At 62.2% G+C, this 14,555-nt stretch carries 14 protein-coding genes and 2 pseudogenes; 10 read left to right on the forward strand and 6 right to left on the reverse strand.

Annotated elements, in window-relative coordinates; all coding sequences use genetic code 11:
* From Q0X68_RS06125 to Q0X68_RS06145, 5 genes and pseudogenes are all read left to right on the forward strand, one after another.
* Positions 1 to 451: terminase TerL endonuclease subunit (locus Q0X68_RS06125; RefSeq protein WP_297749029.1), on the forward strand; the 451-nt coding region annotated here is incomplete at its 5' end.
* Between the two features lie 218 nt (positions 452 to 669).
* Positions 670 to 1,455, forward strand: coding sequence for a hypothetical protein (locus Q0X68_RS06130; RefSeq protein ID WP_297749032.1), 786 nt, complete (start codon positions 670 to 672; stop codon positions 1,453 to 1,455).
* 285 nt (positions 1,456 to 1,740) lie between these two features.
* Complete coding sequence (locus Q0X68_RS06135) at positions 1,741 to 1,926, forward strand: hypothetical protein (protein WP_297749034.1); 186 nt, start codon at positions 1,741 to 1,743, stop codon at positions 1,924 to 1,926.
* Positions 1,927 to 1,962: 36 nt separating this feature from the next.
* Positions 1,963 to 2,223: pseudogene (locus Q0X68_RS06140) on the forward strand (phage portal protein); the annotation flags it as partial.
* A 52-nt stretch (positions 2,224 to 2,275) separates the two neighbouring features.
* A pseudogene (locus tag Q0X68_RS06145) lies at positions 2,276 to 3,602 on the forward strand (IS3 family transposase).
* 252 nt (positions 3,603 to 3,854) lie between these two features.
* On the opposite strand, the gene Q0X68_RS06150 reads toward Q0X68_RS06145, so the two are convergent.
* On the reverse strand, positions 3,855 to 6,380 hold the full coding sequence (locus Q0X68_RS06150) for an RNA helicase (protein ID WP_297749040.1): 2,526 nt from the start codon (positions 6,378 to 6,380) through the stop codon (positions 3,855 to 3,857).
* Between the two features lie 101 nt (positions 6,381 to 6,481).
* Between Q0X68_RS06150 and Q0X68_RS06155 the strand changes: the two genes are divergently transcribed.
* A complete protein-coding gene (locus Q0X68_RS06155) occupies positions 6,482 to 6,898 on the forward strand; it encodes a GNAT family N-acetyltransferase (RefSeq protein WP_297749044.1) in 417 nt (138 codons plus the stop codon).
* A 62-nt stretch (positions 6,899 to 6,960) separates the two neighbouring features.
* Here the strand turns inward: Q0X68_RS06155 and Q0X68_RS06160 are convergent, their stop codons facing one another.
* Together Q0X68_RS06160 and Q0X68_RS06165 are read right to left on the reverse strand one after the other, a co-directional pair.
* Positions 6,961 to 7,611: a YigZ family protein gene (locus Q0X68_RS06160; protein ID WP_366127871.1), complete on the reverse strand. Its 651-nt coding sequence runs from the start codon at positions 7,609 to 7,611 to the stop codon at positions 6,961 to 6,963.
* Entirely contained in the window at positions 7,608 to 8,087 is a 480-nt protein-coding gene (locus tag Q0X68_RS06165) for a peroxiredoxin (protein WP_297749048.1), read from the reverse strand. The genes Q0X68_RS06160 and Q0X68_RS06165 overlap by 4 nt, the downstream gene beginning before the upstream one ends.
* A 50-nt stretch (positions 8,088 to 8,137) precedes the next feature.
* Here Q0X68_RS06165 and Q0X68_RS06170 point away from each other — a divergent pair, with 50 nt between their 5' ends.
* Together Q0X68_RS06170 and Q0X68_RS06175 are read left to right on the forward strand one after the other, a co-directional pair.
* On the forward strand, positions 8,138 to 8,470 hold the full coding sequence (locus Q0X68_RS06170) for a DUF3618 domain-containing protein (protein ID WP_297749051.1): 333 nt from the start codon (positions 8,138 to 8,140) through the stop codon (positions 8,468 to 8,470).
* Between the two features lie 23 nt (positions 8,471 to 8,493).
* Positions 8,494 to 8,790 (forward strand): co-chaperone GroES, encoded by a 297-nt coding sequence (locus Q0X68_RS06175; RefSeq protein ID WP_366127873.1) that lies wholly within the window; start codon positions 8,494 to 8,496, stop codon positions 8,788 to 8,790.
* A gap of 118 nt (positions 8,791 to 8,908) precedes the next feature.
* Here the strand turns inward: Q0X68_RS06175 and Q0X68_RS06180 are convergent, their stop codons facing one another.
* The 3 genes from Q0X68_RS06180 to Q0X68_RS06190 form a co-directional block, all read right to left on the reverse strand.
* Positions 8,909 to 9,817: a carbohydrate ABC transporter permease gene (locus Q0X68_RS06180; RefSeq protein WP_297749057.1), complete on the reverse strand. Its 909-nt coding sequence runs from the start codon at positions 9,815 to 9,817 to the stop codon at positions 8,909 to 8,911.
* Positions 9,817 to 10,707 (reverse strand): carbohydrate ABC transporter permease, encoded by an 891-nt coding sequence (locus tag Q0X68_RS06185; protein WP_297749154.1) that lies wholly within the window; start codon positions 10,705 to 10,707, stop codon positions 9,817 to 9,819. The genes Q0X68_RS06180 and Q0X68_RS06185 overlap by 1 nt, the downstream gene beginning before the upstream one ends.
* Before the next feature lie 86 nt (positions 10,708 to 10,793).
* On the reverse strand, positions 10,794 to 12,095 hold the full coding sequence (locus tag Q0X68_RS06190) for an ABC transporter substrate-binding protein (protein WP_297749060.1): 1,302 nt from the start codon (positions 12,093 to 12,095) through the stop codon (positions 10,794 to 10,796).
* A gap of 348 nt (positions 12,096 to 12,443) precedes the next feature.
* Between Q0X68_RS06190 and Q0X68_RS06195 the strand changes: the two genes are divergently transcribed.
* Positions 12,444 to 13,172, forward strand: coding sequence for a DeoR/GlpR family DNA-binding transcription regulator (locus tag Q0X68_RS06195; protein ID WP_297749158.1), 729 nt, complete (start codon positions 12,444 to 12,446; stop codon positions 13,170 to 13,172).
* Positions 13,169 to 14,554 (forward strand): 6-phospho-beta-glucosidase, encoded by a 1,386-nt coding sequence (locus tag Q0X68_RS06200; protein WP_297749063.1) that lies wholly within the window; start codon positions 13,169 to 13,171, stop codon positions 14,552 to 14,554. The genes Q0X68_RS06195 and Q0X68_RS06200 overlap by 4 nt, the downstream gene beginning before the upstream one ends.
* Position 14,555 lies beyond the last annotated feature (1 nt).

A 14,555-nucleotide genomic window follows, 5' to 3' on the forward strand; every position in this document is an offset into this window, starting at 1 on the left:
CAACCCCTACACTGGCGGCATAACCCCGGACGTCAACCAAACCTTCAGCAGACCCTTCATCGAAGAGTTAGGTACCCGGTTTGATATTCGCGAGATCGCCTACGACCGGTGGGGAGCAGTCCAAATGAGCCAAAACCTCGAAGACGCAGGCTTCACCGTCATCCCGTTCGGGCAAGGCTTCCGCGACATGAGCCCGCCCAGCAAGGAACTGATGAAACTAGCCCTCGAAGGACGCTTGGCGCACGGCGGGCACCCAGTCCTTAGTTGGATGGTGGACAACATCCACGTGCGCACCGACCCAGCCGGCAACATCAAACCCGACAAGGCCAAATCCACCGAGAAAATCGATGGCGTCGTCGCTTCGATCATGGCCCTCGACCGAGCCATCAGAGGCGGAGGGCAAACAAGCGGGAGTGTGTACGACGGGCGGGGCCTACTGGTACTGGGATGAAACTACGCTTATCTCTTGCCTCCTCCCGGAGGCGTGTTAGCCTCGAGAGCACAATTGAATAGTTGTACGGCGTAGCAGGGTCAGACCAGAAGATCCTGTCAAGCATGAGAAGACCCAGTGACGGGTTTTGTTGTGTTCCGACACACATGACAACGTCGGGCGTGGATGACTCCCCAGGAATCACCAGTTTTCTGGAACGAAACGCAAGGAGAAACATCATGAAATTGAAGATCGCGAATATTGCGGTATCTGGTCTTTGCACCCTGGCGCTCTCTATGACGGCGGTAGGGATGGCAAATGCTTCGGGGGAACCCTTTCCAGCCGGGGCTTCTACTGAAAAACGTCAGTGTTCAGTTGCTGACAATGCACCTGATCACTCCCGCGAACTTACCGGATCGCAGAGGGAAACTGCACTCGATCAAGTGCAGAAGGACATTTCGTCAAATCAGATTGACCTCTCCTCGACCGTAGAGCAACTAAAATTTGATTCTGCTGTAGCTCTGGAGATGGAGAAACAGGGACAAAGCTTCACCACCGTCGCCGTTCCTATAGAGGGTTACAGTCCGATCAGTAATTTCACTGTGGTCTATGAAGAAGACGGTAGTCTATCCAACTATGCCGAGACTCGGTACTACGAAGGGGATAACGGCAACCTGTGGATGGATCAATGGATAGATGGCGATTTCAACCAATCTAAAGATCTCGGTGTAGAGTTCATCGATAACGACGCGATGAAAAAAGAGATGCAAGAGCTGAAAGAGGCAGGAGATGATGCTGCAGCACTCCTAGCTAAGGAGAGGTCTGTAGGCAAAATTGCCGCATGTCTAGCTGCCGCGACAGGCGTTGGAGGGGTAGCAGCATGGGCTATTGCTGGAGCATGTGCAGGCGCTTGCACTTTCCCGGAGCCTACGGCATCTAAAGTGGTCTGCGCGGCATGCATTGGCGGATACGCCACTCTGGGCGCCGGCGGGATGGCGGCAGTAGTTCAGTGTTTCCAGTTGTAGGAGATGATCCAAATGGCAACTTCTCCTAAACCGAGACAACCCTACCGAGATGCCTTGACGGTCATAGCGATCGCTATTCTTGGCGTAGTTGCAGTCATATCTGTTCCGCTCGCTTTTCTACACCAAAAGGAATGGGCATTGCTATCTTTGGTATGCATCGTCCTAATGGTGCTTTTGCGACCTAGAGGTACTGCACAATCTCGGACGTAAGGCCATCGTGCGCTTGGTCTTCCGAAGATGGTGGGTGATCCCCTGTTTACTACGCGGGATCACCCACCATTTATAGTGCGAACAGAAGGTGTCTCTCTAAATCCGAACCGATCCGGCCGGCAACCCAAACCCGACAAGGCCAAATCCACCGAGAAAATCGACGGCGTCGTCGCCACCATCATGGCCCTCGACCGCGCAATCAGAGGCGGCGGGCAAACAAACGGGAGCGTGTACGACGGGCGCGGACTACTCGTGCTCTAGACCCGAATCAGACGAAAAGGAAGGGAGGAGAGGCCAATGGGCTGGTTTGACTGGCTGCGCGGCACCAACACCCGCGAGGCAACTGATCACGCGCTGGGTAGTTCGTACTCTTTCTTGTTTGGCCCCACCACCGCTGGCGGCAGGCCTGTGACGGAACGCTCCGCGATGCAGCTCACCGCCGTATACAGTTGTGTGCGGATTTTGGCTGAGGCGGTCGCTGGCCTGCCGCTACACGTGTATAAGACGGATGCTTCTGGGTCGCGGGTGAAAGCCACCGATCATCCGTTGTATCGGCTTTGAATCGCCCCGGGTCTGGTGGAGGCTCTCAAGCCAGTGAAGGATGAGAGTTATGGCACCACCGAGGAAGTACAGCGTCGAGCTGCAGCAGCGGGCGACGCGGATGGCGTTGGACGCGCGGAAGGACCCGGAGACGAGTCGTGGAGCGATCCGGCGCGTCGCTGACCAGTTGGGGGTCCACCCCGAAGCGCTGCGCAACTGGGTCCGCCACGCCGAGGTCGATGACGGTCTTCGTCCTGGGATCACCACCGATGACCAGGCCCGGATCACAGAGTTGGAACGCGAGGTCCGGGAGTTGCGGCGGGCCAACGAGATCCTGAAGACCAGCGCAGCTTTTTTCGCGGCTGCGGAGCTCGACCGCAAGATCAGGTAGCGGCTCGTGAGGTGCCGGTCGCGGTGGTCGTCGACTACATCGATGCCCACCGTGGCCGCATCGTGGAGGGCCGTGAACTCGGAGTCGAGCCGATCTGTCGGATCCTGCGGGAAGCAGGCGTGCAGATCGCTCCGAGCACCTACTACGCCAACAAGCACCACACGCTCCTCGGCGCGCGCAGTCCGCGACGCTGCACTGGTCAAGGAGATCCGAACCGTGCACAGCCGCAATCTGGGCGTATACGGTGCCAGGAAGGTCCATGCCGAACTCCGGCGGCAAGGCCAACAGGTGGCGCGCTGCACCGTTGAGCGGCTGATGAGGGCTGAAGGGTTGCGTGGCATCACCCGCGCCAAGACCCTCCACACCACCCGCTCCGACGGCGCGGAGACGCCCCGCCCGGAGGACCTGGTCGAGCGGCAGTTCGTCGCCGAGGCCCCGAACCAGTTGTGGGTGGCGGACCTGACCTACGTCCGCACCCACGCCGGCTGGGTCTACGTCGCGTTCGTCCTGGATGTGTTCTCCCGGATCGTGCTGGGCTGGCAGGTCTCCACCTCCCTGCGCACCGATCTGGCCCTGGATGCCCTGGACATGGCCTTGTGGGCGCGCCGACGCACTGGAGCCGACCTGACCGGCCTGGTCCATCACAGCGACCGCGGAGTCCAGTATCGAGCCATCCGCTACACCCAGCGCCTCGCCGAAGCCGAGGCTGTCGCCTCCGTGGGCAGCAAGGGCGATTCCTACGACAACGCGATGGCCGAGGCGCTGAACTCACTGTTCAAGGCAGAGTGCATCCGCAACCCAGCCATGCGCCCCGCAGGCGGCTGGAAGAACGTCACCGACGTCGAGATCGCAGTGGCCGAGTACATCGACTGGTACAACCACCGACGACTCCACGGAGAACTCGGCCACGTCCCCCCCAGCGGAGTTCGAGACCAACCACTGGTCCGAACACCCGACCACCCACTACCCTGAGAACAAGGTCCTCACCAATACCGGAACCAACTAACCGAGTCTCCACCGAACCCGGGGCGATTCAAAGAAACCCCGCACGAAACTTCAAAATCCGTACGCAGATTGATCAAACCCTCTGATTTTGGGGGGTTAAGCGCATCTGCGTACGGATTTTGAAGTTTTCTTCATGCGTCTCGATACGGCGCTTCGCGCCTACTCGACGAGCGGGGGAGTGTGCGCCGCCTACTCGACGATCGGGGGAATGCAGGCCGCCTACTCAATCATCGGGGAGCGGCCAGGCCACACCTCAGTCCTGGCGGGAGAAGCTCAGCGACTGCATCACCAGCTCGCCGGCGTCGTCGCTGGCGTCGAGGTCGACGCGCGCGGTGACCGACCAGTCGTGGTTGCCCTCCGGGTCGTCGATGATCTGCCGGACGAGCCACACGCGTGACCCCTTCTGGCGCTCCACATCGAAGAACTGCGGCCCGCGGGCGTCGGCGTCGGTATACAAGTCGTCGTGCTCATCCCAGTACTCGCCGAGCGCCTCGTCCCACGCCATCTTCGTCATGGGGCCGCCCGCATCCAGCGCGGCCAGCGCGTCGACGTCGTCGGCAGACATAAGCTCAACCCGCCGCCACATCGCGTTGCGCACGAGCACCCGAAACGCCCGCTCATTACCGGTGACGGGGCGCGACGGCGGTGCCGGCGCGTCGACCATCTCCAGCTCGGCGCCTGACATAGCCGTGAGCTGCGCCCATTCGTCGAGCAGCGACGAATCCACCAGTCGCGTGAGCTCGCCCAGCCACGCGATGAGATCGGACAGCTCCTCGGTACGGAACCCCTCGGGCACGGTTTGGCGCAACGCGCGGTAGCAGTCGGTGATGTACCGCAGCAGCAGACCCTCCGAGCGCTGAATCTTGAGGTGCGCAACGTACTCGGCGAACGTCATGCCGCGCTCCACCATGTCGCGCACAATCGACTTTGGGCGGATCGGGGTCTCCAGCAACCACGGATGCTTCTCGCCAGCTTCCCGGTGCGCCTGCTCCAGTTCCTCGCCGAGTGGCTTTGGCCAGGTCACCTCCTCGACGATGCTCATGCGCTCGTCATATTCCACGCCGTCGGCCTTGAGCTCACGGATCACCTCGCCACGCTCACGGTGCTGCTGGGCCAACAAGATGGTGAGCGGGTCTTCGAGGGTTGCTTCGATGACGCTGATCGTGTCCAGCGCGTAGCCTGGCTCGGTATCGTCCATCGTCTCCATGTACGCCAGCGCGAGCGCCGACAGCGGCTGGTTCAGCGCAAAATCGTTCTGCAGATCGACATCGAGCTGGTAGACGCGCCCGCCCGGCTGAGGATTCGGCACCCGGGTGATGATCTCCGCCGCGAGCAGGGAGCGCGTGAGCGACACCGCCCGGCGCAGCAGACGCCGCCGCATGGCCTTGTCGGGAGACACCGAATCCACCAGACGAATCACCGCCTGGCTGATGTCGTCGTCACGCTCCAACAAGTTGAGTATGAACGAGTGCGTGATCCGCATCCTGGGATGCAGCTCTTCCGGCGCAGATTCGATGAGCTTCGTGAACGTCGCCTCCGTGTAGTTGACGAACCCCTCCGGCGGCTTCTTGCGCCGCACCGATTTCAGCTTCTTCTCGTTGCCAGCAAATTTCTTGAGGATGCGCTCGTTCTCCACCTCGTGCTCGGGCGCCTGTGCGATGACGTAGCCGATGGAGTCGAAGCCCGCCCGCCCAGCCCGCCCCGCGATCTGGTGGAACTCGCGCGAGCGCAGATGGCGCTGACGGCGCCCGTCGAACTTCGTCAACGTGGTGAACAGCACTGAGCGGATGGGCACATTGATACCGACGCCTAGGGTGTCGGTGCCGCAGATCACCTGCAGCAATCCTTGCTGCGCGAGCTGTTCTACCAGGCGGCGATACTTCGGCAGCATGCCCGCGTGATGCACCGCGATGCCCTGCAGCAGAAGCTTCCTCAGCGTCGTGCCGAAACCACTCGAGAACTTGAACCCCTGGAGGGCTGCCTTGAGCTGTTCAGCCCGTTCTTTCGATGGTTTCGCCGCCCCCAAGCTGAGCACCGACTGCGCCTGCTCAACCGCGAGAGACTGCGTCGAATGCACGATGTAGACCGGCGCCTTCTGCTCCTCGACCAGCGTTTGGATGGTCTCGTGGATGGGTGTCGTCTGCCACGCGTAGGTGAGCGGCACGGGGCGCCTAGCGTCGGAAATCTCGACGATGTCCCTTCCCGTGGTGCGGGTCAACGTGGATTGCAGCGACGTGGTGTCGCCCAGGGTGGCCGACATGATGATGAACTGCGCCTGGGGGAGTTCCACCAGCGGCACCTGCCAGGCCCAGCCGCGGTCGGGGTCGGCGATGAAGTGGAACTCGTCCATCACCACCTGGTCGACGTCGGCGTCGCGGCCTTCCCTGAGCGCGATGTTCGCGAGGATTTCCGCGGTGCAGGCGATGATGGGTGCCTCAGGGTTCACCGACGCGTCTCCCGTCACCATGCCCACCAGATCCGCGCCGAACTGGTCGACGAGCGCGAAGAACTTCTCGCTCACGAGGGCCTTAATGGGGGCCGTGTAGTACGTGCGTCCCCTGCCGGCGAGCGCCGAGAAATGCGCGGCGGTGGCGATCATCGACTTGCCCGAGCCCGTAGGTGTCGTGACAATCACGTTCGCACCCGACAGGATGGCCAGCAGCGCCTCGTCCTGGTGCGGGTACAGGCTGAACCCGCCCTGCTCCGCCCAGCCCACGAACGCGTCGTAGAGCGCGTCGGGTGTGTTGGGGGTGTGTTCGAGCAGGCTGGTGAGAGTCATGGTGCCTCCATCGTCCCATGCCCGCGCCCGCGGGGAAAGCAACGGCGAGGATGGCCCATGCTCGCGGATACCGAGCGGTGGCAAGCGCATAGACTCCCGCCATGACGAATTTCCAGCTTCACGCCAATGACATCCCAGCCCGGGACGAGGTGCTTCGCCTCTACGACGCGGTGGGCTGGAGCGCCTACACGAACGACCCGGAGAAGTTGATGCGCGGGCTGCACCACAGCCTGCGTGTCGTCACTGCCCGGGCCGATGGGAGACTCGTCGGGCTCGCGCGGGTGGTGGGCGACGGCGAGACCATCGTGTATCTGCAAGACATTCTGGTGCTCCCTAACATGCAGAGAACGGGGATCGGCAGGCGACTGTTCGAGGCCGCGTTTTCCCCCTATACAGGTGTGCGACAGCACGTGCTCATCACCGATCAGGAACCGCGCCAGCGTGCCTTCTACGAGGCGATGGGGTTCAAGGAGATTGGTGAGGCTGACGGCCGAGCATTCGTGCGCTACCAACACTGACTCCTCGAGCGCACGCCCGCACGCTGGGCTGCTTCCGATGCTGCGGTTGGAGGCCTGCGTGCTCACCCGATCCAGCGCTCGCCCGCGGGCTGCGCGTCGAGCGAGCCAGCGGAGAGGGTTTGCAGCGCGGCGTGGAACTCGTCGACGCACTCCGCGTCGACGCCGACGGTGATGTGGGCCTGGTTGCCCCACGCCACGTCGGTCACCTCGACGGGCCTGCCGGAGGGCAGCTGGAGGGTACGCAGCTGATTCTCGACGGTGCCCGCATCGGCGTAGGGCACGTCGACGCGCAGCAGGCGGGCGAGCCGCACCTCGCGCACGCCGGCCGCCTCAATGCCTTGCTGGACCGCGTCGGAGTACGCCCGAACGAGCCCGCCGGCGCCGAGCTTGATGCCGCCGAAATAGCGCGTGACGACGGCCACCACGTTGGTGAGGTTGTTGTGCTGCAGGGTGGTGAACATGGGCATGCCGGCAGTGCCGCCGGGTTCGCCGTCGTCGGAGCTGCCGCCGGTGCGCCCGTCGGGGCCGAGGATGAACGCCGAGCAGTGGCGGCGCGCGTCGTGCATGGCGGCGCGACGCTCCTCGACGATCTTGCGCGCGGAGGCTTCGTCGTCGACGCGGCGGATACGGGTGAGGAACCGGCTGCGTTTGATTTCGAGTTCGACGTCGACCCCGCCGCCCAGCGGGGCGTCGACGGTGCGGTAGCTGGTCAGACGCCCAGCTCCCGACGCAGTTTCGCGACGTGCCCCGTCGCCCGCACGTTGTACTGGGCCACGCGCACCGTGCCGTTGCCCTCGTCGTCGACGTCAATCACGAATGTGGAACGGATGATGCCCTCGATCTCTTTGCCGTACAGCTTCTTGGTGCCGAACGCGGCGTAGGCGTTGGTGACCTCAAGGCTGGGGTCGGCGAGTAGCGTGACGCTGAGCTCGGATTGTTCCGTGAACTTGGCAAGCTTCTCGACCGTGTCCGGCGAGCAGCCGAGCACCGCGTAGCCTGCGCTGGCGAGCTCTTCGAGCGACGCGGAGAAATCGACGGCCTGGGTGGTGCAGCCGGGCGTCATTGCTGCGGGGTAGAAGTAGAGGATGACGGCTTGGCTGGCGAAGTCGGTGAGCGACACCTCTTCCCCTCGTTGATTCGGCAGGGTGAATGCCGGTGCGGGGGATCCATGAGTCAGACGAGCAACCATGTGTCCAATTGTACGGCTAGGCTGGGGTAACCAACGTTGAAGGAGTGTTGATGGCTAAGGAGCGCACCGTCGAAGACATTCGCGCTGAGCTCGCCGGGACGCGAGCGAACTTGAAGTCTTCGGTTGCGGGATTCCGTGAATCCGTCGAGCCGAAGAACGTCGCCAAGCAGAGCGTGGCTGACGTGAAGCAATTTGCTCAAAACGAGTTCAACGAGGCGAAGAAACAGTTCGTGCACGAGGATGGCCGTATCCGCACCGAGCGCATCCTCGCGATTGCCGGCGCGGTTGTTGGCGTCGTGGCGTTTGCGGTGACGCTCAACGCGCTGTCCAAGCGCGGCCAACTCAACTCGGCCAAGGCAAAGAAGGCGATCACGGCCAAGTGAGCGACGCCCAGCTAGCCATTCGGATGCTGCACGATCGGGTGCTCGTCGATGCCGAATCCGGCGATCACGAGCGCACAAGCGGTGGAGGCATCCTGATTCCAGCCACCGTCCAGATGGGCAAGCGCCTGGCCTGGGCGAAGGTGGTGTCCGCCGGGCCGAGCGTGCGCGCCGTCGAAGTGGGGGACAGAGTGCTGTTCGACCCCGAAGACCGAGCCGAGGTGGAGCTGAACGCCCGCCGCTACGTGCTGCTGCGCGAGCGCGACATCCACGCCGTCGCCGCCGAGCGCCTCGACGACGCCGGCACCGGGCTGTACTTGTAACCCGTAGCAATCACAACGCTCGACGGAGCGCACTCCAGATGCCGATTCTGGCCCCTCAGGGGCGGTTTTCGCCATCTGTTGTGCGCTCCGTCGAGCATTGGGGAGCGATGAGCGTTCGTTATCCCTTGACTGCACCTTCAGTAATGCCGGCAATGAACTGCTTCGAGCCGAGCGCGAAGATGATGATGAGCGGCACGACGGAGATGAGCGACGACGCCATCAGCATGCCGTAATCGGTGCCGTGTGCGGTCTTCAACTGCGACAGTGCCACCTGCAACGTGAGCTTGCTGGGATCGTTCAACACAATCAACGGCCACATGAAGTCGTTCCATGCGCCGATGAACGAGAACATGCCCAGGAACGCGAGAGCAGGGCGAATGGTGGGGAGACACACGTGGAGGTACTGCCGCCAGAATCCGCAGTTATCAATGCGGGCGGCTTCCAACAGCTCGCGCGGAATGGCATTCGACGCGTACTGACGAAGCCAAAACACACCAAATGCGCTCGCCAGGGAGGGAAAGATGAGGGCCTTGAGCGACCCAACCCAGCCAAGTTTGCTCATGAACAGGAACTGGGGAATCGTCGCGAGCTGCGCCGGGAGGAGAAACGTCGCGAGCACGATACCGAACAGAAGCCGTTTGCCCGGGAACTCGTACTTGGCAAAAGCGAACGCTGCCAGCGACGAAATGAAGAGCACGAGGAAGGTCACGCTAATCGCCACGAATGCGGTGTTCGACATGGCCGCCCAGATGTTGATCTTGTCCATGATCGCTCCGACGTTGTCGTCGAGGCGATCACCGGGCGTCATAACCGGCGGGAATTTGTAGATCACCGATGAGGGCTGAGATGCCAATACAAACATCCAGTAGAAGGGGAATACGGAAACAAGTGCGCCCAGGATGAGCAGGATGTGGCGCACGACCGCACCCCGGCGGCGGCGCCACGACGGCCTACGCTTCGGGCGACCGCCCGTTTCGATGGCCGCGCCTGCCAGAGCTGCCGGCACTGCGCGCTGGTTGATAGACATCAGCCCTTCACCTTTCGTTCGCGGGTGACCAGCCAGTTGATGATGGAGAAGAACATCACAACGACGAACACACCCCATGCGATCGTCGCGCCGTAGCCGTAGCGGTTCTCCTGGAACGCGACGGAGTAGAAGTAGAGCACCATCGTCATACCTGAGTTGCCGACGCCGCCCGCCGCGGCCGCGCCAGACGCCTGCGACGAGGTGAGCACCTGGGATTCGGTGAAGCTCTGGAGTGAGCCGATGGTGGACATCAGTGTGATGAACAACACAATGGGGCGCAGCTGAGGCAGCGTGATGCGGAAGAACGTCTGGAAGCCGTTCGCCCCGTCGATTGCAGCGGACTCGTACTGCGTCTTATCAATGGCCTGCAAACCAGCGAGGATGAGCAGGGCGTTGTAGCCCACGAATGACCAGGTGGTGAGGGCAGAGATAGCAATCTTGATGCCCCACTCGTTTTGTAGCCAAGCGATGTTTTCGAACCCAAACAGGTTGACGATCACGTTGGCCAAGCCAAACTGGCTGGAGAACAGCGAGCTAAACAGAATGCCCATCGCCACCATGGAGGTGACGTTGGGAATGAGGTAGACCACGCGGTACGTGGTGGAGAAGCGCATCGTGGAGTTCAGCATGAGCGCGACGATCGTGGCCAAGACGAGCGTCGGCACCGTGCCCATCACCCACAAGATGAGCGTATTGACCAACGACTTGTAGAACAGTGGGTCAACGATGAGGTACTTGAAGTTCTCAAACCCGATGAACTTGATGTCGCCGAGCCCGGACCAGTTCGTGAACGCCAGCGCCATGGTGAACACCATGGGCATGGCGCCGAACATGAAGAAGAAGAAGAAATACGGGGAAACCGCAAAGTATTGCGGAAGTGAACGCTTCATCCGTTTCCCCAGCGACGGTGTTCTCACCTCAGCAATGGGAGGGAGGGTGGCGGTGGCGCCACCCTCCCCGGCAGTTGTTCCCGGATTCATCGAACCGTGAGCCCCACTTGCTTTGCGATTCGCTTCGCCTGTGTCACGGCGTCGTTCCAAGCCTTCTCACGATCCTTCTTCGACGACTCGATGAGATCGATCTCGGCGAGGAAAGGCGCCTGCACAGCGCTGGACTGCGGGTCTTCGTACAGCGGGCGTACGGTCTCCGCAGCGTGGCCGAACACCTCGGCAGCTTTCTGTCCACCCAGGAACTCGACGGGGCCAGCCACTTCCTCCATATCGAAGGATTCCGGCGTTGCCGGGAAGTTGCCCTTGTCCTGGTACTCGTAGGCCTGGTTCTTCGGGTTCAGGATGTACTTGATGATCTCGAACGAAGCCTCCGGATCCTTCGCGCCCTCGGGGATGGTGAGGAACGAGCCACCGCTGTTGGTGGCTTCACCCGGGTGCTCACACACGCGCCACTTGCCTGCAGTTTCGGGCGCATCCACCATGAGGTCTGCCAGGTGCCAGGACGCACCGAAGTCGGCGGGCAGCTTGCCCTCGTTGATGGCAGCGGCGGAGTCGGCGGTGTTCGACTCGATGCTCGCGACGATGCCGGCGTCGTAGGCCTTCATCATGGTGTCCCAGGCGCTACGGATGTGGTCCTGGTCGCCGATGAACACGCCCTCTTCGTCGATGAAGCCCATGCCGGATTGCGGCCAGACGGTGTCAAACAGGCTGGCGCAGTTGCGGATGAGGTAGGTGTCGGGCTTCTTCGAAAGGAGCTGCTTGCCGAGCTCGAAGTAGGCCTCCCACTCGCGGATTTCCTCAGCAAGCTTCTTCGGGTCGTAGGTGAGACCGGCGCCCTCGAACACGTCGGCGCGGTAGAACAGCGCGGTGGGGCCGATGTCGATCGGGATGCCCAGCTGCTTGCCGTCCTTTGTGGTGGCCTGGTCCCACTTGTACTCCAAGTAGGTGTCCTTGATGTCCTTGGCGCCAATTGAGTTGAGGTCGACGAAGTACTTGTCCTGGGAGAGGAAGAAGGGGATGTCCTGACCCTTCACGCCGGTGATGTCCGGCAAGCCGCTGCCAGCTGCGAAGGTGGTGGTGAGCTTCTGCTTGAAGTCGCCGCCAATCACGTCCTGGCGAAGCTTGTACTGCTTCAGATCCTTTGCGACGCCCTCCAGCACCTTCTTGCCAAAGCCCTCAGGCCAGGTCCACAGCACCATGTCCTTCACATCGCCGTTGCCAGAGGAGCCTCCGCCGCCAGTGGAGCTCTGGGTGGAACATGCGGAGAGCCCGAGCAAGCCGAGCGTGGCAGCCCCTCCGCCGAGTAGGTGTCGCCGTGACAAGTTCATTGTTCGCTCCTTGAGGTAGCTCGCCGTGGTTCCCCTTCCATGGTTGTCACGGCGTTGTGTCTAGTCGATCAAATTGCTTCAACAAAGCGTGATGGGGAGTGCTGGCCTGGGCTTCGTGTCGCAGGGTTTGCTCCGTTGCGACGCGACGTCGGAAGATGTGATAACCCTCCAAATACCCTTTGACAAGCATATTCATGTCTTCGGATCCGCCTTGATCGAGTGTGTGAGACTCAATCTAGCACCCCGGCGCCTGATTTGAAAGAGAGTGAGCGAGTTGTGCAAAACTGAGCGAAATAGGTTTGCCTGCGCTACGATGTATCTGTGTTGAAAGCATCTCGGCAGGAGTCAATGTTGCGCCTCTTGGAGGTGCGACGTCGTGCTGGCATCGTCGATATTGCGCGCGAGCTTCAGGTCAGTGAAGCCACCGTGCGACGCGACGTTGCTGAGCTCGAAGAGCAAGGCATGGTGACACGCTCTTGGGGTGCTGTGGAGCTTGCCCACACTGCCGACGACCCGTTCCATGAGACTCTCGCACGCGAAGGCTTGGCGAAAGAACGCATTGCACGCGCGGCTGCGAAGCTGGTGCAGCCTGGCCAGACCGTCATCCTCGACATCGGCACGACCGTGCATTACTTGGCGCTGGCGTTGCAAGAGATGCCGCTCACGGTCATTACCCCTTCACTCGCCGCATTCGAGGTGTTCCGCAACCAGCCCAACATCTCTGTGGTGCTACTGGGCGGACGGTGGTCTGAGCCGTATCAGTGTTTCGAGGGAGACCCCGTCGGGGATGCGCTCGCTCGCCAACAGGCAGATATCGCCTTCCTGGGATGTTCAGGAGTGGGGGATACCGGACGAATCCGAGACACGTCGTACACCCAGGCCGCCATGAAACGGGCCATGCACGCGGCAGCGTCCCGCACCTATTTGCTCGCCGATGCCAAGAAATTCCCTGGGCAAGGCAACAGTGCCCCCTTCGACCTGGCTGTCGTTGACGGGCTCATCACCGACTTAGACCCGCTCCCAGAAAAACTGGCCGAGCAGGTTGCAGCGATCGACTTGGAGGTCATTCACGCATGAAACTCACCATTCTGGGCGGCGGCGGTTTCCGTGTGCCCCTCGTGTACAAGGCGCTCATGGAAGACGAATCCGACGAACGCGTCGACGAGGTGCGCCTCTACGACACCGATCCTGTGCGACTCGCGGCCATCAACACAGTGCTCGAAGAGCTTGCAGCCACGTCAGCCGACGCGCCTCGCGTCGTCGCGACCACTGATCTCGCGGAAGCCCTTGCCGGGGTGGATTTCGTGTTCTCCGCCATGCGCGTGGGCGGCGCTGAAGGGCGGGCCGCCGACGAGCGCATCGCGCTCCACAACGGCGTCATTGGCCAGGAGACGGTGGGAGCGGGCGGCATCTCGTACGCCCTGCGCGGCATCCCCGTCGTCATCGGTTTGGTAGAGCAACTGCGCAAGCACGCACCCGACGCCTGGGTGATCAACTTCACCAACCCCGCAGGTGTCATCACTGAGGTGATGCAGCCATCGCTGGGCGACCGCGTCGTCGGAATCTGTGACTCCCCGGTGGGCCTCGCCCGTCGCGTGCTCACCACGCTGCAGGGTGAGGGAATCGTCGCCGACGATGTGCCCCCGCTCACCGCTGCCGACGGGCGAGTACGCCTCGACTACGCCGGCCTCAACCACCTGGGCTGGCTGACGGGCCTGCATGTGGACGGCGAAGACGTGCTGCCGCGGTTGCTCGAGCGTGCCGACCTCATCGAATCGTTCGAGGAGGGTCGCCTCTTCGGCGCGCCGCTCGTACAGGCGCTGGGCTGCCTGCCCAACGAATACCTCCACTACTACTACTTCTCGCGAGAAGACCTCCTCCTGGACAGCAAATCAGAAGCCACGCGCGGGGTGTTCCTCGCCCAGCAACAGCGTCGCTTCTACGAAGCAGCGACGAACGCGACTGGCGACGTCCACGCGCTGTGGGAGCAGTGCCGGCTGGAGCGTGAAGCAACCTACATGGCATCAAACCGAGACGCAGCCGGCGGCTTCGAGCGAGACGTTGCCGACCTCGAGACCGGGGGATACGACAAGGTGGCGTTGGCGATCATGCATGCCATCGCCAACGACGTTCCCGCCCGGCTCATCCTGAACGTAGCCAACCGGGGCATACTGCCCGACCTCGACGACACCGCGGTGGTGGAAGTTCCCTGTGACGTCGACGGCAACGGCATCCACCCACTGCCGGGGGCCGCGCTGCCCGACCATGGGCGAGGCATCGTCGTGAATGCGAAGTATGTGGAGCGGCGCACCATTGCTGCCGCACTCCACGCATCCCGCAGCGACGCGGTGCTGGCGCTCGCGCACCACCCGCTCGTGGACTCCGTGAATGTGGCACGCGACATCCTGGACGACCTCGTCGAGCACTTCCACGAACTCGCCTATCTGGAGAAGCACTGAC

Source organism: uncultured Tessaracoccus sp., from assembly GCF_947286155.1.
Taxonomy (GTDB): Bacteria; Actinomycetota; Actinomycetes; order Propionibacteriales; family Propionibacteriaceae; genus Arachnia.